At 69.4% G+C, this 19,700-nt stretch carries 13 protein-coding genes; 11 read left to right on the top strand and 2 right to left on the bottom strand.

Annotated features, from left to right (window positions below; all coding sequences use genetic code 11):
- The first annotated feature begins 69 nt into the window (after positions 1-69).
- From ABZ457_RS21950 to ABZ457_RS21900, 11 genes are all read left to right on the top strand, one after another.
- Positions 70-1,296 (top strand): Ig-like domain-containing protein, encoded by a 1,227-nt coding sequence (locus ABZ457_RS21950; protein ID WP_359159693.1) that lies wholly within the window; start codon positions 70-72, stop codon positions 1,294-1,296.
- Positions 1,297-1,564: 268 nt separating this feature from the next.
- On the top strand, positions 1,565-2,815 hold the full coding sequence (locus tag ABZ457_RS21945) for an Ig-like domain-containing protein (protein ID WP_359159691.1): 1,251 nt from the start codon (positions 1,565-1,567) through the stop codon (positions 2,813-2,815).
- A gap of 106 nt (positions 2,816-2,921) precedes the next feature.
- Positions 2,922-3,689 carry an enoyl-CoA hydratase-related protein gene (locus ABZ457_RS21940; RefSeq protein WP_359159688.1) on the top strand — a complete coding sequence of 256 codons (768 nt, stop codon included), beginning with the start codon at positions 2,922-2,924 and terminating at the stop codon, positions 3,687-3,689.
- 274 nt (positions 3,690-3,963) lie between these two features.
- Positions 3,964-4,467, top strand: a complete 504-nt coding sequence (locus ABZ457_RS21935; RefSeq protein WP_359159686.1) for an ATP-binding protein — start codon at positions 3,964-3,966, stop codon at positions 4,465-4,467.
- Positions 4,468-4,951: 484 nt separating this feature from the next.
- Positions 4,952-5,596, top strand: a complete 645-nt coding sequence (locus ABZ457_RS21930) for an ADP-ribosyltransferase (RefSeq protein WP_359159684.1) — start codon at positions 4,952-4,954, stop codon at positions 5,594-5,596.
- 107 nt (positions 5,597-5,703) lie between these two features.
- The gene (locus ABZ457_RS21925) at positions 5,704-5,919 is read left to right on the top strand and encodes an EF-hand domain-containing protein (protein ID WP_359159682.1); all 216 of its coding nucleotides are present in this window, start codon (positions 5,704-5,706) and stop codon (positions 5,917-5,919) included.
- A 203-nt stretch (positions 5,920-6,122) separates the two neighbouring features.
- Positions 6,123-6,641, top strand: coding sequence for a universal stress protein (locus ABZ457_RS21920; protein ID WP_359159680.1), 519 nt, complete (start codon positions 6,123-6,125; stop codon positions 6,639-6,641).
- A 702-nt stretch (positions 6,642-7,343) separates the two neighbouring features.
- Positions 7,344-11,420: a LamG-like jellyroll fold domain-containing protein gene (locus ABZ457_RS21915; protein WP_359159738.1), complete on the top strand. Its 4,077-nt coding sequence runs from the start codon at positions 7,344-7,346 to the stop codon at positions 11,418-11,420.
- Between the two features lie 315 nt (positions 11,421-11,735).
- Positions 11,736-13,664, top strand: a complete 1,929-nt coding sequence (locus ABZ457_RS21910; protein WP_359159678.1) for a hypothetical protein — start codon at positions 11,736-11,738, stop codon at positions 13,662-13,664.
- Complete coding sequence (locus tag ABZ457_RS21905; RefSeq protein ID WP_359159736.1) at positions 13,645-18,354, top strand: polymorphic toxin-type HINT domain-containing protein; 4,710 nt, start codon at positions 13,645-13,647, stop codon at positions 18,352-18,354. Before ABZ457_RS21910 ends, ABZ457_RS21905 begins: the two co-directional genes overlap by 20 nt.
- Positions 18,355-18,370: 16 nt before the next feature.
- Positions 18,371-18,697, top strand: coding sequence for a hypothetical protein (locus tag ABZ457_RS21900; RefSeq protein ID WP_359159676.1), 327 nt, complete (start codon positions 18,371-18,373; stop codon positions 18,695-18,697).
- 131 nt (positions 18,698-18,828) lie between these two features.
- On the opposite strand, the gene ABZ457_RS21895 is transcribed toward ABZ457_RS21900, so the two are convergent.
- Both ABZ457_RS21895 and ABZ457_RS21890 read right to left on the bottom strand, forming a co-directional pair.
- A complete protein-coding gene (locus tag ABZ457_RS21895; RefSeq protein WP_359159674.1) occupies positions 18,829-19,389 on the bottom strand; it encodes a transposase in 561 nt (186 codons plus the stop codon).
- Positions 19,359-19,538: a winged helix-turn-helix domain-containing protein gene (locus tag ABZ457_RS21890; protein WP_359159672.1), complete on the bottom strand. Its 180-nt coding sequence runs from the start codon at positions 19,536-19,538 to the stop codon at positions 19,359-19,361. The genes ABZ457_RS21895 and ABZ457_RS21890 overlap by 31 nt, the downstream gene beginning before the upstream one ends.
- Positions 19,539-19,700 lie beyond the last annotated feature (162 nt).

Below are 19,700 nucleotides of genomic sequence, written 5' to 3'. Positions count from 1 at the left end.
GCCCGGCCCCGGTGCCCGTACGGCGGCGGGTCACGTTGCCCGGGGCGGGGGGCCGTCGTTGGGCGGTGCGTGAGAGATGCACTGAAACGCGCGGTACGGCGTGCGGGCCTGGCGCTGGCGGGAGCGGGACTGGTCGCGGGGCTCGTCGGGTGCACCGGCGGCGCGCCCGACGGCGGCGGCAAGGGCAGCGGCCGGGACGAGGTGATCCGGGTGACACCCGAGGACGGCGCCAAGGGCGTCGCCCCGGACGGCCCCCTCCGCGTCGAACTCGACGGCGGCCGGCTGGAACGGGTCCGGGTCACCCGTATCGAGGCGGACGGCGGGGCCGAGGTCCCCGGGCGGATCGCGGCGGACGGGTTGAGCTGGACGCCGGAGAAGGGGACCCGGCTGGGGCTCGCCGCGAAGTACGGGGTGGACGTGGTCGCCCTGGACGCGCGGGGGCGGCGCACGGCCCGGCACACCACCTTCGCCACCGCCGTGCCCGAGCACCGGTTCATCGGCTACTTCAAGCCGGAGAACCGCGCCACCGTCGGCACGGGGATGATCGTCTCCTTCTCCTTCAACCGCGAGATCGCCGACCGGGCGGCGGTCGAACGGGCGATCCGGGTGACCTCCGACCCGCCCGTGGAGATCGCCGGGCACTGGTTCGGCCGGGACCGCCTGGACTTCCGGCCCGAGCGGTACTGGAAGCCGGGCACCCGGGTCACCGTCGACATGCGGCTGCGCGATGTGGCCGGGGCACCGGGCGCGTACGGCATCCAGCAGAAGCGGGTGGTCTTCACCGTCGGCCGCTCCCAGGTCTCCACGGTCGACGCGGCGGCCCACACCATGCGGGTGGTCCGGGACGGGAAGCTCCTCGCGGAGGTCCCGGTCACGGCGGGCGCCGACAAGACGCCCACCTACAACGGCCGGATGGTGGTCACCGAGATGTACGACGTGACCCGGATGAACGGCGCGACCGTCGGCTTCAAGAAGAAGGACGGGCGGGGCGAGTACGACATCCCGGACGTCCCGCACGCGATCCGGCTCACCACCTCGGGCACCTTCCTGCACGGCAACTACTGGGCCGTGCCCGAGACCTTCGGCTCGGACAACGTCTCCCACGGCTGCGTCGGCCTCCGTGACGACAAGGGCGGCAGCAGCGAGTCCCCGGCCGGCTGGTTCTACGACCGGACCCTGATCGGCGACGTCGTCGAGGTGGTCAACTCCCGGGACCGCACCGTCGCCCCCGACAACGGCCTCGGCGGCTGGAACCTCGACTGGCGTACCTGGAAGGCGGGTTCGGCCCTGCGCTGACCGCCCCTCCGCCGGGGCGCCCTCCGCCGTGGTCCCGCCCCTCCGCCACGCCCCCTCCGTCACGGCCCGCCACGCGCGCCCCGCCCCCTCGCCACGCGCCCCCTGCCTGGCGTTTCTCCGTCTGTCCCGGTGGACAGGTTGGGACCGAACGGTGACATCCAGGGGTACGTCCCGAGACGATCCGTGTGATTTTCTGAACACTGTGCGCGGATAGGGCGCGGGGGTGCGGGCCGTGGCGGGGCCAGGCCGTGCGAGGGGAGAACGAGACGTGAACGGGCAGCCGATATCGGGGGCATCGGCCGGAGCCGGACGGGGGCGGGGACGCAGAGGCGTCCGGCTCTCCGCACTGGCACTGGGCGCGCTGCTCGCGCTGACCGCGTGCGCGGGCGGCGGGGACGGCAAGGGCGGCGACGCGGGTTCGGACGGCAAGGGGGCCGGCAAGGTCGCGGACGGCCCGTCGCAGGCGGTCGTCACCGTCGCGCCCAAGGACGGCGCGGACGCCGTCCCGACCACGGGCGCGCTGAAGGTGACCGCGGCCAAGGGCAAGCTGACCACCGTCACCGTGCAGGACGACAAGGGCACGAAGATCGAGGGGAAGACCTCCTCGGACGGGGCGTCCTGGGAGCCGCTGCACCACCTCGCGGGCGCCACCAAGTACAAGGTCCACGCGGTCGCCAAGGACGCGGACGGACGCGAGTCCGCGAAGGACACCACCTTCACCACCCTCGTCCCGCAGAACACCTTCATCGGCCACTACACCCCCGAGGACGGCACCACCGTCGGCGTGGGCATGCCGGTGTCCATCAACTTCACCCGCGGGATCACCGCGCCCGAGGCCGTCGAGAAGGCCATCACCGTCACCGCCGACCCGCCGGTGCGGATCGAGGGCCACTGGTTCGGCAACGACCGCCTCGACTTCCGCCCGGAGACGTACTGGAAGGCCGGCACCAAGGTCACCGTGAAGCTCAACCTGGACGGCGTCGAGGGCCGCCCGGGCGTCTACGGCAAGCAGGCCAAGTCCTTCTCCTTCACCATCGGCCGCTCCCAGGTCTCCACCGTGGACGCGTCCGCGCACACCATGTCGGTGGTCCGGGACGGCAAGGAGATCAAGAAGGTCCCGATCACCGCGGGCGCGCCGTCGACCACCACCTACAACGGGCAGATGGTCATCAGCGAGAAGTACGAGGTGACCCGGATGAACGGCGCCACCGTCGGCTTCGGCGGCGAGTACGACATCAAGGACGTGCCGCACGCGATGCGCCTGTCCACCTCGGGCACCTTCGTGCACGGCAACTACTGGGCCTCGCCCGGCACCTTCGGCTCCGCCAACGTCAGCCACGGCTGCGTCGGCCTCCAGGACGTGCGCGGCGGCTACGACAAGAACATGCCCTCGGCCTGGTTCTTCGACAACTCCCTCATCGGCGACGTCGTCATCGTGAAGAACTCCAAGGACAAGCAGATCGCCCCGGACAACGGCCTCAACGGCTGGAACATGTCCTGGGCGGAGTGGACGAAGTAGTCCTCCGCGCGGACCTCGGCGTCCTCGGCGCGTCCCGCGCACGGGACCCGGTGCTGTGAGCAACGGCACCGGGTCCCCTCGCGTTGACGCGGGCTAACCTCGGCCCATGACTGTTTCCCTCGAAGTCTCCGACGGCGTCGGCACCATCCGCCTGGACCGCCCCCCGATGAACGCCCTCGACGTGGCCGTGCAGGACGGGCTGCGCGAGCTGGCCGAGGAGGCGACCCGGCGCGAGGACGTCCGGGCCGTGATCCTCTACGGCGGCGAGAAGGTGTTCGCGGCGGGCGCGGACATCAAGGAGATGCAGAACATGGACCACACGGCCATGGTGCTGCGCTCCCGCGGCCTCCAGGAGGCGTTCACCGCCGTGGCCCGCATCCCCAAGCCCGTCGTCGCGGCCGTGACCGGCTACGCCCTGGGCGGCGGCTGCGAGCTGGCGCTCTGCGCCGACTACCGGATCGCGGCCGAGGACGCGAAGCTCGGCCAGCCGGAGATCCTGCTCGGCCTGATCCCGGGCGCGGGCGGCACCCAGCGGCTCTCCCGGCTGATCGGCCCCTCCCGCGCCAAGGACCTGATCTTCACCGGCCGCATGGTCAAGGCCGAGGAGGCTCTCACCCTCGGACTCGTGGACCGGGTGGTGCCCGCCGCCGAGGTGTACGCGCAGGCCCTCGCCTGGGCCGGGAAGCTCGCCAAGGGCCCGGCGCTGGCGCTGCGCGCGGCGAAGGAGTCGGTGGACGCGGGTCTGGAGACCGACATCGACACCGGTCTCGCGATCGAACGCACCTGGTTCGCGGGGCTGTTCGCGACGGAGGACCGCGAGCGGGGCATGCGCAGCTTCGTGGAGGAGGGCCCGGGGAAGGCCAAGTTCCTCTGAGGCAGGGCCGGTTGGGGCGGCCGGCCGTCGCGCCGGCCGCCGCGTCAACCGGCTGTGCGCGGGGCGAGTCCCCGTACGGGTCCCGCCGTCCGCCCCCTGGCTCGGGGGCCCGCGGGTGCCTCTTTCGGGGCCGTCTTCGCAGGTGGCGCGGGGTGTGAGTGATCATTTAATGCCTCTGGCATATGACTTTCGCTACCTCCGGAATGAGTCATACCGGGGGCCACTTTCCCCCGGAACACCTCCGGGGCGCCGCCTTTGCCGCCATCATGGACGCATGGCGGGCCTGGAGGGTGTGGGACAAGCGCGGCAGCGTGCCGGTACGGCCGCCGCGCGGTGGGTCCCGGCCGTGGAGGACGAACAGGCGCTCAAGGCGCTGGAGTTGCACGGCAGTCCGGCGGACGGCGAGGTGCGCCTGCCGTCCCTGCCCGAATCCGCGCGGATCGCGCGCCGGCTCACCCAGCACGTGGTGCTGCGCCAGTGGGCCCTTCCGGCCCAGACCTGCGAGTACGCGGTGCTGCTCGTCTCCGAGCTGGTGGGCAACGCGGTGCGCCACACCGGGGCGCGGGTCTTCGGTCTGAAGATGCTGCGCCGGCGCGGCTGGATCCGCGTCGAGGTGAACGACCCCTCGCGCGGTCTGCCCTGTCTGATGCCGGTGCAGGAGACGGACATCAGCGGGCGGGGGCTGTTCCTGGTGGACACCCTGTCCGACCGCTGGGGGGTGGACCTGCTGCCGCGCGGCAAGACGACCTGGTTCGAGATGCGCGTCGCGGAGCGCTGACGGCCCCCCGGCCCCGGCCCGGCCTGTGTGGGCCCGGCTCGCGTAGGGCCCCGCACCCGGACGCACAGAAGCCCCCGTGCGCCCGGGTGGGGCGCGTGGGGGCTTCTGTGTGGAGCGCCGTGGACGGGGTGGGGTGTATCCACGGCCGCTTTGTGACGACCTGGCCCGGGTCAATGGGGGTCGTGCCACCGACTATGGCAGACGGACGCCGCCACGCCAAAACTGTATAGCGGACAAAAAGGTACATGTGACCCAAATGAAATGTGAATCTTAGGCGAGGCCGCCCATCGGCCTGCAAAACGATGCATGAATGTGAGGTTGCACGCGTGAATCATCGAAGCTGATGATCGCGAACATGTCGGCCGGGGCCGCTCACGGCCCGGTCTCCCCGCGCCGCCCGGGCGCCCGGGGGCATGACGGCAACTCGCCCACGGGCGGGTGAGGTTGCGCTCCCGGCGCGCGGCCCTGCGGCAGGGTGCTCCTCATGATCGTTTCTCGTCTGCGGCGCCGTGCCGCGGTCCTCGTGCTGTCCCTGTCGGCCGCCCTCGCCCCGGCCGCCGTCTCCACCGCCGCCGGTGCCGCGCAGGCCCCCGCGCAGGTCCGCCCGGTGGTCGCCCCGGCCGCTCCCGCCGCCGCGGCGGCCGCGGTCTGCCCCGTCGTCACGGACCGGCTGCACGCGGCGGCCGACAAGCGGGTCGACGTCGACCGCGTCACCCCGGAGCCCGTCCACCGCGCCTCCTGCGGGCAGCTCTACCGCGCCGACGGCCGCGCTCCCGCCGTCGTCTTCGAGGAGGGCTTCCACCCCAAGGCCCCGCTCGACGGCCAGTACGACCTGGAGAGCTACGTCCTGGTCAACCAGCCCTCGCCGTTCGTCTCGACCACCTACGACCACGACCTCTACAAGCAGTGGAAGAGCGCCTGGAACTACTACATCGACGCCCCCGGCGGCATCGATGTGAACCGCACCATCGGCGACACCCACCAGTGGGCCGACCAGCAGGAGGTCGCCTTCCCGGGCGGCATCGCCCGCGAGTTCGTCGTCGGCGCCTGCCCGGTCGACCGCCAGGCCAAGCGGGAGATCATGAGCGGGTGCGTGGACAACCCGCACTACCGCCCGTGGCGCGGCTGACCCGCGACCGGACCGGCCCGCGTCCCCGCCCGCCCTCGCCCACCGGACCGCCGGCACGGCCCGATAATCCGGGCCCCGTCAGTAAGGCACCAAGAAGGGGTGGACCGGTGGCGGACATCGAGGAAGCACGCAAGGCGTTCGACCGCTACGACGCGGACGGCGACGGCTTCATCACTGCGGCCGAGTACAAGACGGCGATGGCGCAGATGGGCGACTGGAACGTCACCGCGACGGTGGCCGCGGCCGTCATCGCCGCCTCGGACACCGACCGGGACAAGCTCCTGTCGTTCGACGAGTTCTGGGCGAGCCTGAACAAGAGCTGACGCCCGCCCGTCCCGCCGACGGCCCCGGCCCCACCACGTGCGCGGTGGGGCCGGGGCCGTCGCGTTCCCCGGGGCCCTTCGACCGGCCCTCCACCCGGACTCCCCGGCCCGGGCGCAGCGTCGGGCGCGGCGGGTGTGCGTGGAACCGGCGCGAGCGGGCATCCGAGCAGGCACCGGTAGGGGACGGACAGGGGGTGGGGACCATGCGGCGGCCTCGGGTGGTCACGGGTGCGAGCGGCACCCCGGGAAGCGCGACGGCACTGCGCCGGGCACTCGACGAGGCGCGGGCCCGGGACGCCGAGCTGTGGGCGGTCCTCGCCTGGCAGGCGCCGGGCGCCGGGATCGGCAGCCCGGGCCACGGTCCCGGCACCTGCATGACCACCGTCTGCCGCGACGCGGCGGCCGACCGCCTGCGCACCCTCCTGACCACCCTCTTCGGCCCGTCCGGCCCGGACGTCCCCCTGCACGCGGTCGTCTCCCAGGCGACCCCGGGCGCCGCCCTGGTCGACCTCGCGGACGGCCCCGCCGACCTGATCGTCGTCGGCACCGGCACCCGCCGCGCGCTGCGCCGCCTGCGCCCCTCCGTCGCGGGCTACTGCCGCACCCGCGCCACCTGCCCGGTCCTGACCGTCCCGCCCTCCCCACTCCAGGCCGACCTCGACCGCCTCCACCGCCGCAACCGCTGGCACCTCCCGGTACGCGTCCGCGACCTGGCGGCGTGAACCGGGCCCGGGGGGCTGCCGTCGGCGATCTGCGCGACGTCAGGGCTTCGGGGCGTCCCGCAGACGCTTGATCTGCCGGTCGCCCGGGATCCGCATCGGCGTACGGCACATCCCGAAACGAGCAGCGCTCCGGTGACCAGAGCGACGAGCATCGGCGTACGGCACAGGGCGTGAACGCGCATGAGTGGTCCCCCCCAAGGGCTCCGCGAACGAGATCGCAGAGACGCTGGTCGTCTCCAGATCCGTTCCACCAGCGGTTAGTTGCCGTTGACCGGGCAGGGACCGGTTCGCCCGAGCAGGACGTGCCGAAGATCACAGGAATGTTGCCGGGCTTTCGTGTCGTTGACGCCCGGTTTATCTCCGTTGACCTTCTGTCACGGGTGAGTGTTGGTTGTGCCTGTGAGAAAACTGTGGATGCTTCGCGGGCATGGTGCGCCGAAGGTGTGTACCCGAAATCGGTACGTTGGCCCGGCTGTTGCCGCCCTGCTCGGGGTGCCGTTGCTTCTCGGTGTCCTGCCGTCCACAGTCGGCAGCGCAGAGGCGGTGGAGAGAAGTGCGCCCGCCGATACTGTGGCGCAGTCGTCCCGCGAAGACGCTGCCGGATCCGGCGAGCAAGCGCCGTCGGAAGCGGAGGCGCGTGCGAAGGCCTCGCGGACCGGCAATCCGGTGGAGCTCACCGCGCTCCGCGGCGAGACGCGTGAAGTGTTCGTGACCCCTGAAGGCGATCTGGAGGCCCGCGAGTACCTGCGGCCGGTGTGGACTCGGGCCGACGGTACGTGGAAGCGCGTCGACACCGACTTGGCGACCACGCACGAGGGGGCGGTTGCACCTGCTGCGTCCACGGTGAATCTGGAGTTCTCCGGAGGGGGTGCTGACGATCCGCTCGTCCGGCTGGAGCGCTCCGGCCGCGAGCTGAGCCTGTCATGGCCCGGTTCGCTGCCCGCCCCGCGACTCGACGGGCCGGTGGCCACGTACGAGTCCGTGCTGCCGGGCGTCGACCTGCGCATGACCGCCCAGGAGGACGGGTTCACTCAGCTCCTGGTGGTGAAGTCGGCGGAAGCCGCCCGGAGTCCCCAGCTGGAGGAGCTCCGGCTGAGGCTCTCCACGGAGAAGCTGGAGGTCCGGGTGACGGACGAGGACGGCCTGGAGGCCGTCGACGCCGGCGCCGGAGCGGCAGTCTTCGAGGCGCCGAAGCCGATGATGTGGGATTCCAGCCCCGGCCCGGGAACCGCGGCCACCGCCCCGGTGGGGAAGGCATCCCCGGCGGGTGCGAGGGCGGCCCGCTCGCAGGACGCCCCTGAGGCTGCCGGGGCCCCCGAGGCTGCCGGGACCGAGCCCGGCGCAGGCGAGTCGGGCAAGCTCGCTCCGGTGGGAGTGGAGGTGCCGGCCGGGCAGGCGGAGCTGGTGCTCACCCCGGACGCCGAGGTGTTGCGGTCGGACGACACCGTCTACCCGGTGTTCATCGATCCGCAGTGGTACACCCCGCGGAACACGGCGTGGACGATGGCGTCCCGGTACTGGGCGTCGGCACCGCAGTGGAAGTTCAACGGGGATCCGGACGCCGGGCTCGGGTACTGCAACTGGTCCTACTGCGCTCCGCACGACACCAAGCGGCTCTTCTACCAGATCCCGGTGTCCCGGTTCGCGGGCAAGACGATCCTGTCCGCGGAGTTCGTGGTCCGCAACACCTGGTCGGCGTCCTGCTCGCCGCGCTCCGTCGAGCTGTGGAGGACGGAGGGCATTTCCTCGTCGACCACATGGAACAGTCAGAAGGCTTCCGGCTTCTGGATCGAGCACCTGGACTCCGACTCGTTCGCTCACGGCTATACGGGCTGCTCGGCCAAGGACGCCGAGTTCGACGTCAAGTCGGCGCTGCAGGCCGCCGCGAACAACAAGAGGCCGACCATGACGTTCGGCCTGCAGGCAGCCAACGAGAACGACGGCTACGCCTGGAAGCGCTTCTCGGACAAGGCGCACCTGCGGGTGAAGTACAACCGGGCGCCGTCGCAGATCAAGATGTCGCAGCTCTCGGCGGAGTACGGCGGCACCTGCAAGAGACCGTCCGACGCGGCCCGCGTGCGCACCCTGGGCAAGATATACGCCACTGGCGTGACCGACCCGGACGGCGACAATGTCGCCGTTGAGTTCGAGGCCCAGTGGGACTCCGGGGACGGCAAGGGCACGATCGTCCGGTGGAAGTCGGGGCGGACGACCTCGAAGAAGTCGGGTTCCGACTTCGTCGTCAGCCTGCCTTCCTCGGTACCGAAGAACAAGCAGGTTTTCTGGTACGCCCGCAGCTATGACGGGGCCCAGTACTCCCCCTGGTCGACCGCCGGTGATCCGACGGGCTGCTACTTCGTTTACGACACAGCTCTCCCCAAGGCGCCCACCATTACCTCCGGCGACTACCCGGCATCCGATCCCGAGGACCCGAACGACCCCTGGCACGACGGAGTGGGCAAGCACGGCACCTTCACGTTCAAGGCCGCCGACAGTGACGTGACGAAGTACTGGTTCGGCATCAACAGCGACCCCAAACCCGAGAACACGCTCCCGACGTCCGGAGGCGCCGCGCGGAGCATCCCGCTGCTGCCGGCCAAGCCGGGGCTGAGCTTCGTCACAGCCCGGGCGTTCGACCAAGCGGGCAACGGCGGTGAGACCCGGACCTACCGGTTCAGAGTCAAGGCAGGACAGCCCGAGCGGGCGGTCTGGGCGCTCGACGAGGGGAGCGCGGCGCGTCAGGCCGCGGGTTCCTCGGGTGCCCGCGCCGCCGTGCTGCACGGTGGCGCCACGACCGGAGCCACCGGCAAGCTGGGCAAGGCCCTCCACCTGGACGGCACGAGCGGGTACGCGGCGACCGACATCCCGACGGTCAACACCGCCAACGGATTCAGCGTGTCCGCGTGGGTCAAACTCGACCGAGTGCCCACGGGTGCCGCCGTGGTGGCGACACAGCCGGGCAACCACTCCCCGGGATTCGAGCTGTACTACTCCCACGGCTACAACCGCTGGGTCTTCAACCAGTACACCTCCGACACGGCGGGCGCTTCGATCGCACGGGCGATGGCCCCGCAGGCCGGCGGCGTCACCGCGAACACCTGGACCCACCTGGTGGGTGTCTACAGCGGTGGCGACAAGGAACTGCGCCTGTACGTCAATGGAGTGCTGGCCGGCTCCACGCCGTACACGACCGCCTGGGACGCCAGGCGGGGGCTCCAAGTCGGCGCAGCGAACCTGAACGGCTCCGTGACCAACCACTTCCCCGGAGCCATCGACGAGCTGCGCATCTTCGACAAGCCCGTCAGCGCCACCGAGGTGACCCGCCTGCACAACCTGGAACCCATCGGCACCGGGCGGACGGCGCGCGCCGTCTTCCCCATGGACGAGGATGCCGGGGCCACCCAGGTCACCGGTCGGGCCGACACCCAGCCCCTCGCTCTCGCCGGCGATGCGCGGTTGGGGAGTCCCGGTGTCGCGGGCAAGGCATTGGAACTGGACGGCGCGGGCGACTACGCGCACACCACATCACCCCACACCGACACCCAGCGCCCGTTCACCGTTTCGGCGTGGGCGAAGCTCGCCCGGACCCCGAGTCAGGCGGCCACCGTGGTCGCTCAACTCGGCACGAACCGGCCCGGATTCGAGCTGTACTACTCGAAGACCCACAACCGGTGGGGCTTCACCCAGTACTCCGCCGATACTCCCGGGGCTCAGCAGATCCGGGTCGTGCAGCCGGAGGGCACTACCGCGAGGCCGGGAGAATGGGTGCACCTGGTGGGCGTCCATGACGCAGTGGACAAGACGCTCACCCTGTACGTCAACGGCACCAAGGTGGGGAGCGTGCCGCAGGCCGCCCCCTGGTACGCGGGCGGGCGGGTCCAGGTCGGTGCCCTGAGCATCGACGGCGGACAGCTGACCCAGTTCTTCCCCGGACAGATCGACGATGTGCGGCTGTACGACCGGCCGGTCTCGGCGGAGGAGGTCCAGCAGCTCTTCCGGCAGCGTCCCGTTGTCAAGGCTCGCTGGAAGTTCGAGACGGCCAGTTCGGCCACGCCGCCCACCACACCGGACGCGTCTCCGACGGGCGTGGGTCTGAGCCTGCACAACGGCGCGAGGCTGGGATCGGGCTGGGTGGACGGCGGTCTGGAGCTCGACGGCGTGGACGACTACGCCGCGACCACGGCCGGCGCTGTTCCCGTCGACACCTCCGGAAGCTTCACCGTCAGCGCGTTCGTCCAGGCCGCGGCCACGCCGACCGCACCGGCCGTTCTCATCAGTGCCCCCGGAGGCAGCAAGAACGCCTTCGAGGTCCGCTACGTCCCGAATGCGACACCGGACACCGGGGGCCGCTGGCAGATCACCACGAACCAGGCCGACACCACGTCGGCCACCGGGACCGATGTGGCGTACGGACCGTTCGGCGGAGTGGGGGAGTGGCACCACGTCGCCCTGGTCTACGACGGATTCGCTCGGGAGCTGCGTCTCTACGTCGGCGGTGAGCTGGAGGAGACGGCATGTGCCGATACCGACGGCGACGGTGTGGCGGACGACTCCGCCTGTGAGGAGAGGATCTCCCGCGCCGAGAACGTGATCACGTTCAAGGCTTCGCAAGGGCTCCACATCGGCCGGACGAAGACCGGCGCGAACACCTGGGGCGAGTACTGGCCTGGTGCTGTCTCGGACGTGTGGACCTTCCAGGGGGCGCTCAGCGAGACCGCCATCGGCCACCTGTCCCAAGGAATTCCCGGTGCCGACACCGTCGTCCCCGGAAGCGACTGACCACCGACTGCCACCTACGCACTTTCTGACGGACTCGCACGACGAAGGATGAGGATGAACGGTAGACAGCGGACGCGAGTCCGTTCCCTGCGCCGCCGAATAGCGCTGGCCTCGGCCGTGGTCATGATGGGAACCCTGCTCCAGGCGGCGACCCAGCCCGTTGCCTCCGCGGTCGATCGTGGCACGGGCCGTCCCGACCTTCCGACCTCGGAGAAGCCGGTGGCGGTCACGCCGGTCCCGTTCGTTCCACGAGATCCTGCCCAGTCCGGGGCACCCGTTCGGGTCCCGCGAGCCGTCTGGCCGGAGGCGGGCACCGTGACCGTCGAGGTGCCGAAGAGCGGTTCGTCCGTCGTCCGTGCCGGAAAGCTTCCCATCGCCCTGGGCAACTCCCGGGCCTCCGCGTCCGTACGGGCCCGCATGCTCGACCGCGAGGCGGCCCGTCGTGCGGGAGCGGACGGCCCGCTGTTCAGCCTGGAGGCTGCCGGGACCACCAGGTCCACGACGTCCGTCCGCGCCCGTCTCGACTATTCGGCCTTCGCCGCGGCCTTCGGTGGCGGCTACGCCGACCGTTTGAAGCTGGTCGAGCTGCCGGCCTGTGCGGTGTCGACGCCGGAAAAGGCCGAATGCCGCTCCGCCGAGCCCGTCGACACCGTCAACGACACCGAGAAGCAGACGCTCACCGCCCGGAGTGTCACCCTCGCGCCCTCCCGTGCCACGGTTCTGGCGGCCGTCGCCGACGACGCCAGTATGGGTGGTGACTACAAGGCGACCCCGCTCTCGCCCTCCGCGCAGTGGAGCACCAGTCTCAACACCGGTGACTTCTCCTGGTCGTACGCCATGAACGTGCCCGAGGTCCCCGGTGGCTTGGCGCCGAGCGTCGGTCTCTCGTACTCCTCGGGGTCCATCGACGGGCGCACCGGTAACAGCAACAACCAGGCCTCATGGGTCGGGGACGGGTTCGACCTGTGGCCCGGCTCCATCGAGCGCCGCTACAAGTCGTGCGCCGACGACGGAGTCGAGCGCCCCGACGGAGCCAAGCCGGCCGACCTGTGCTGGGCCTACGACAACGCGTTCATCTCCTTCAACGGCAAGGGCGGCGAACTCGTGCCGACCGGTGCCGACACCTTCCGGCTGCGTGACGACGACGGCACCAAGGTCCAGCGCCTGAGAGGGACGAGCACGGACGTACGTGCCAACGGCGCCCGTGACGACGAGTACTGGAAGGTCACCACCCCGGACGGAGTGCAGTACTACTTCGGATACAACCGGCTGCCCGGCTGGGCATCCGGCAAGGAGACCACCGACTCCACCTGGACCGCCCCGGTCTTCGGAGACGACGCGAACGAGCCGTGCCACGCCTCCGCGTTCGCCGACTCCTGGTGCCAGCAGGGCTGGCGCTGGAACCTGGACTACGTGGTCGACCCGCACGGCAACGCGATCGCCTACTACTACGACAAGGAGTCGAACTCCTACGGCCGCAACCTGGACGAGAAGGCCAATACTCGCTATGTCCGCGGCGGCTCCCTCGACCGCATCGAGTACGGACTGCGCTCCACCAGCATGTACTCGGCCCAGGCCCTGGCGAAGGTCGACTTCACCAACGGCAAGCGGTGCCTGCCCGCAGGCGGCAGCACCTGCGCCGAGGTGGAGACCGACGCCTTCCACTGGTACGACACCCCCTGGGACCTGAACTGCAACGCCGGTGCGACCTGCGACCAGGGACGGCTGGCACCCGTCTTCTTCACCACCAAGCGCCTCGCCACCGTCGCCACCCAGGTCCTGAGGAACGGCACCTACGCGGACCGACTCGTGGACGCTGGGCCACCGGTGGGGGCAGGCCGACACGGACTACCAGCTTCTGCTGCAGTCCATCCAGCGCACCGGCAAGAGCGCCAGTCCGGCCATCACCCTGCCGAAGACCACTCTCGGGTACACCCAGCACGCCAACCGCCTCGACCGGACCGGCGACGGCTACGCCCCCTTCATCAAGGAACGCCTTGCCTCCGTCGCCGACGAGGCAGGCGGACAGATCGACGTCAACTACTCGGCGCCCGTGTGCAATGCCTCGGCGCTGCCCACCCCGCAGACCAACATCACCCGTTGCTTTCCCCAGTACATCGGCGGCAGCGGCAGCGACGACCCGGAACTGCACTGGTTCAACAAGTACGTCACCTCCACCGTCACGCTGACCGACCGCACGGGCGGCGCTCCCGACCAGGTCACGATGTACGACTACCTAGGTGACGCCGCCTGGCACTACGACGACGATGACGGGCTGACCAAGGAGAAGGCCAAGACCTGGTCGCAGTGGCGCGGCTACGGCCACGTCCGCGTCAGGACGGGCGGGCAGGGCGGCGCCGCCGCGATGAAGTCCCAGGCCGACAGCTACTTCCTCCGCGGCATGGACGGCGACCGCAAGACGCCTGACGGGGGCACCAAGTCCGTCACCGTCGCCCTGGGCGAGGGTGAGGGGGCCCAGCTCACCGACCACGAGTCGGCCGCCGGCTTCGAGTACAAGACCGTGCAGTACTCCGGCTCCCAGGGCCGCGTGCTCAGCAAGACCGTGAGCCGCCCCTGGCACCACGAGACGGCAAAGAAGGTCCGCTCCTGGGGCACGGTGACCGCCAACCTCACCGGCACCGCCCAGACCCGCGCCTGGACGTCACTCGACGACGGCGCGGGCAATCGCTGGCGGACCACCACGACCGTCAACACGTTCGACACCGTCGCCGGACGCATCACCCAGATCGACGACCGTGGCGACGACTCCACCACCACCGACGACAAGTGCACCCGCACCTCCTACCCGTCGGCGGGCGCGATCCTCACCCTGCCTGCCCGGGTGGAAGCGGTCTCCAAGGCATGCGGCACCACCCCCACGCGCCCCGGTGACGTGATATCCGACGTCCGCACCGCCTACGACGGCCTCGCCTACGGCGCCGCGCCCACCAAGGGCAGCGCCACGGCGACGGCGATGCTCAAGTCGCACGACGGCACCACGGCCACCTACACCGAGACCGCTGCCACGTACGACGCTTACGGCCGCAGGCTCACGACGAACGACCTCAGCGGCACTGTCACCGTCAAGAACGACACGGTGACCCGGACCGCGCGCAACGACGGCCGCGTTACCACCACGGCCTACACCCCGAGCACCGGCTTCCCGGACTCGGCCAAGGTCACGACGCCGCCGGTCACCACCGGAGACAGTGCCACCGCGCAGACCACCACCACCGTCCGCGACCCGCTCCGCGGCATGCAGCTCAGCATCACGGACACCAACAACAAGGTCACCAACTTCGCCTACGACGCGCTGGGGCGGAAGACCAAGGTCTGGCTCGCCGACCGTCTGACCGGCCAGACCCCCACCTACGAGTACACCTACACCGTCGCGGAGAACCAGCCCGTCGCCGTCGGTACCAAGACCATCGGCAACAACGGCGGCCAGGACACCTCCTATGTCCTCTACGACGGCTTCCTCCGCCCGCGGCAGACGCAGGCCCCCGGGCCCAACGGCGGACGGCTGCTCACCGATGTCTTCTACGACGAACGCGGCCTGACGGCGAAGGAGTTCCTGCCCTACTACGCCACCAACAAGCCCTCCACCACGCTCGTCAAGCCGCAGGACGCCCTCGGCGTGGAGACCCAGAACCGCTACACCCACGACGGGCTCGGCAGGCAGACGGAGCACCGGCAGATCTTCGGCAACGGCGACGGCGGCCAGGTCCTCGGCATCACCCGCACCGTCTACGGCGGCGACCGCACCACGGTCATCCCGCCCCAGGGCGGCACCGCCACCACCACCCTGACGGATGCCCGGGGCCAGACCACCGAACTCCGCCAGCACCACCAGCGCACGGCCGGCGCCTCGTTCGACACCACCAAGTACGACTTCACCCCGGCAGGGTCCCTGTCCAGGGCGACGGACCCCGCGGGCAACGAATGGACCTACGAGTACGACCTTCTCGGGCAGGTCAAGCAGACCAAGGACCCCGACAAGGGCACCCTCAAGTACTTCTACGACGACCGCGGCCGTCTCACCTCCACCCAGGACGCCCGCAACACCACGCTCGCCTACACCTACGACGGTCTCGGCCGCAGAACCGAGATTCGTTCCGGTTCGTCGACCGGCGCCCTGCGAGCCAAGTGGACGTACGACACCATCAGCGGTGCCAAGGGCCACCTCGCCGAATCCACGCGGTACGCGGACGACGGCTCGGCCTACGTCAACAAGGTGATCGCCTACGACCGCCTCTACCGGCCGCTTCGCACCTCCGTGACGATCCCGGCCACCACCGCCAACGCCGGACTCGCCGGCACCTACCAGTCGAGCGCCACTTACAAGGAATCCGGCCTGGTCAGCGGGATCGGCCTGCCCAAGGCGGGCAGCCTGGCCGCCTCGTCCGTCGTCTTCGTCTACGAGGACGCGACACTGCGTCCGCTTGCCGTGGACGGCCGTGAGGGCATCAAGGCCACGACGTCCTACAGCCTGACCGGCAAGCCCCTGCAGCACGAACTGTCCAACGCGGGCGGCAAGAAGACCTGGGTGACGAACGAGTACGAGGCCGGCACCCAGCGGCTCTCGTACACCCGGGTCGACCGCGAGGACGTCGCGGGCGTGGACCAGGCGTCGACCTTCCGCTACGACGAGGCCGGCAATGTCCTGTCCGTCTCGGACACCTCGCGCGCCGGCACCGACACCCAGTGCTTCACCTACGACTACCTGCGCCGCCTGACGAAGGCGTGGGCCCAGTCCACCAAGACCTGCGCGGACGCGCCCAGTGCCGCGGTCGTCGGCGGACCGGCCCCGTACTGGTCCTCCTACGGCTACGACAAGACCGGCAACCGCACCACCGAGACGCAGCACAACACGGCCGGTGACACCACCAAGAACGTCACGAGCACCTACGACTACCCGGCGCCCGGAGCCAACGCGGTCCGCCCGCACGGCCTGACATCCATCACCCGCAACGGCCCCGGCGTCACCCAGGGCGACTTCTTCACCTACGACGCCACCGGCAACACCGAGACCCGCACCCTGGGCGACGGCACCAGCCAGACCCTCAAGTGGGACGCGGAGGGCCGGCTCGTCAAGGTCACCGAACCGGTCGAGGGCGGCTCACCGAAGGTCACCGAGTACCTCTACGACGCCGACGGCAACCGCCTGATCGCCCGCACTCCGACCCAGGCCGTCCTCTACCTCGACGGCACCGAGATCACGGTCGCCAAGGGCACGACCACCCCCAAGGCCACCCGCTACATCGCTCTCGGCGGCGGCCATCAGGCCGTCCAGGCCGACGACGGGAAGGTCTCTTTCACCACCGCCGATCACCACGGCACAGCCCTGCTCGCCATCGATGCAGCAACCCAGCAGCTCAGCCAGCGCCGCACTCTGCCCTTCGGCGGCACCCGCGGCCCTGAGCCGGCCACCTGGCCCGGCACCAAGGGCTTCGTCGGCGGCACCATCGACGAGTCCACCGGCCTGACCCAAGTCGGCGCCCGCTCCTACGACTCGGCAACCGGCCGCTTCCTGTCGGTCGACCCGATCATGGACCTGACCGACCCCCAGCAGATCAACGGCTACGCCTACGCCAACAACAACCCCCTCACCTTCTCCGACCCTTCGGGCCTCTACTGCGACGGGTGCAGCGCCGGTAACCCCGACTCCGTCTGGGCCCCCGACAAGGGCAACGGCCCTGGTTGCACCACCTACAGCTGTCACGAGAAGCCGAAGAAGAAGGGGAACAACGGCAGTAAGGGGAACGGAGGAAAGGGGAAGTCCAGCAGCTCCCCGTCCGGAACGATTGTCATCGGCAAGAAAAACGGCAGGGTGACGATCGAGGGAGTTGAAATCCTCACGGCGCGGGAACTGGAGGCAAGGTTCCCTCAGTATGGCGAGGAAAAGAGGCTCGAAGCCTGGGCGGAAAGTCTTTGCTACATCGTGCAGGATCAGACAAAGTCCTTCTGTGGCGCTGCAGAAGCGCTTGGAATAATCGACCGCACACCCAACCGCTTCGAACGCATCGTCACGGCACTGGTCGTCCCCGACGTCGACGCCTGGAAGAGCTGTCTTGGCGGGCAAAGCGTCACCGCCTGTGGAAGCGCCGCTCTTGACCTCCCCTGGGCACGCGTACTGAAGGGCCTCAGGGTCCTGAAGGCCGAGAGGTTGCCTTGTAGTAGCTTTGTGCCCGGTACGCACGTCCTCCTGGCGGATGGAACAACGAAGCCCATCGAGGATGTCCGGATCGGTGACAAGGTTCTGGCCACTGACCCTGAAACCGGCCAGACCACGGTCAAGACGGTGACCGCCGAGATCACCAGCACGGGATTGAAGTCCCTGGTGACGATCACCCTTACCGTTGACGGCAAGAAGGTGAAGGTCACGGCGACCGACAACCACCCCTTCTGGCTACCGGGGGGCACTGAGTGGGTCGACGCTGGCGATCTGGAGACAGGACAGCATCTCGAAACCTCTGACGGCGAGTCCGTCCGTATCCAGCGCATTGATCGGGCAGAGCAGCCGACTCAGGTCCACAACCTCACCATCGCTGACCTCCACACGTACTATGTGCTGGCGGGTCAGACTTCGGTACTCGTTCACAACAGCAACTGTGGCGTGCGTCAGCACGACAAAGCCAGGGGTGCCGCCGGCGTTGATGAAATGACGGCGACGTTTGAGAAGTTCTACAAGAAGTCCGATATATACAGCGAGAGCTACGGGAACGGGCTCGAACTCTGGACTCCCTATGGCGTTCGTCAAGTGGATATCGCGGTCAGGCAGCCAAACGGCAATCTTCACCTTTACGAGGTGAAGGTGAATAAATCGAACTACACAAGGGGCCAGCGAAGGAAGGACGAATGGCTAGCGAAGACGTACGGGTTTGAAACCTCGGTAGTCCGTCGCAGTACAGAGTGTCCGATCTGCAACCCCTAACCTGAGAGGATGGCCAGTGAGTAGCGACTTCGGCTTCTGGAAGCGTTGCGTCGGGGACCCCGAGGAAGTCTTTGACGCCCTCGCTGAAGGTGACACTAGCGCCCTCGCCGTAAGCCCCGACGTGTTGCGGTTTCGGGAAGAATTGCTGGCTAGGTGGCCGGACGTGAACGACGTTCTGGAGCCGTCTCAGTTTGACCTGGAGGAGGAGCCTGACGATGCATCCAAGTACGTCCTCCTGACCCTTTCGGTTCGCCAGCTTGACTATCTCCCGGAGATTCTCGACATGGCGAAGAGGAACGGACTCGTTGGATTTAGCGGAGTGGCGGGCGAGCCAATCGCCTGATCATCCACAGGGGTGGCCCTGCCTCTTCGCTCAGGCGAAGAGGCAGGGCCGCTTCATGACCGGTATGAGGCCTTACATCCTGCCCTGACGGCAGTAGTTGACGCTGAGGTTGAAAGGGCAGGGTGACGGGGCTACGGGGGCTCCAGTCCGAGGCCGGTCTCGGCTATGAAGCCGTTGAGGATCTGCGGTCGGCGTTGGATGGTGCGCAGGCGGTTCTTCACGTGTGGGGTGAGGTTGTCGATCGTGCGGGGTGCGAGGTTGGCCAGGGATTTCTTCAGGTGGGCCCATACGCCTTCGACGGGGTTGAGGTCGGGTGCGTAGGGCGGGAGCTTGACGATGGTGAGCCAGTCGCTGTTGCGGTCGCAGAACTCCCGCAACGCCTTGGCGTGGTGGGTGCTGGCGTTGTCCCACAGCACGATCAGTGGGGCATCGCCGAGCTGCCGGTGGGCGGAGGTCAGCAGGTCCGCGAACTCGCGGGCCCGGAAGCCCTTCTTCTCGCCGGTCCGGCCCCGGTACGTCTGCGTCCGGTAGATCAGATGGGTCTCACGGCCCGGTCTGACGCAGATCATCCCGGCCATCAGGACCCGGCCGGAACCCTTGCCCGTCACTCTGACCAGCGGCGTCCGCCCGCGCCGTGACCAGGTCCGGCTTTTGCCGGGTTTCAGGTCCTGCCCGGCCTCGTCCTCGAACACGATCCACCCGCCCAGGAGCTGGGCCGTCCTCTTACCCGTGACCACTGCTCCGACCGCCACCGGGCCACGACCTGCTCGTCGCGCTCGACCACCCGGTGCGCGGGGACCTGCGGTGACCAGCCCAGCCGGTGCAACAGACGACACCCCACGTGGCGTGTACCGGTACCCGAACAGGAGGTGGATCAACTCCGCAACCCTCGCCAGGGTCCACCGCTGGGGTCTGGTGCACGATCGGGTGACATCTGAACTGGCTTGCCCTGTGAGGCAGGTGGGAAGGATGTCGCTGTGCCCAAGCCCTATCCGGAAGAGTT

It is taken from the genome of Streptomyces sp. NPDC005805 (assembly GCF_040630445.1).
GTDB lineage: Bacteria > Actinomycetota > Actinomycetes > Streptomycetales > Streptomycetaceae > Streptomyces.
The sequence above is the reverse complement of the archived record's forward strand: the minus strand, read 5'-3'. Positions and strand labels throughout refer to the sequence as shown.

Excerpts from the sequence above, each read along its gene's own strand:
- ABZ457_RS21940 (WP_359159688.1), top strand. The coding sequence starts at position 2,922 with ATGACTGTTTCCCTCGAAGTCTCCGACGGCGTCGGCACCATCCGCCTG.
- ABZ457_RS21935 (WP_359159686.1), top strand. The coding sequence starts at position 3,964 with ATGGCGGGCCTGGAGGGTGTGGGACAAGCGCGGCAGCGTGCCGGTACG.
- ABZ457_RS21920 (WP_359159680.1), top strand. The coding sequence starts at position 6,123 with ATGCGGCGGCCTCGGGTGGTCACGGGTGCGAGCGGCACCCCGGGAAGC.
- ABZ457_RS21930 (WP_359159684.1), top strand. The coding sequence starts at position 4,952 with ATGATCGTTTCTCGTCTGCGGCGCCGTGCCGCGGTCCTCGTGCTGTCC.
- ABZ457_RS21905 (WP_359159736.1), top strand. The coding sequence starts at position 13,645 with ATGTACGACTACCTAGGTGACGCCGCCTGGCACTACGACGACGATGAC.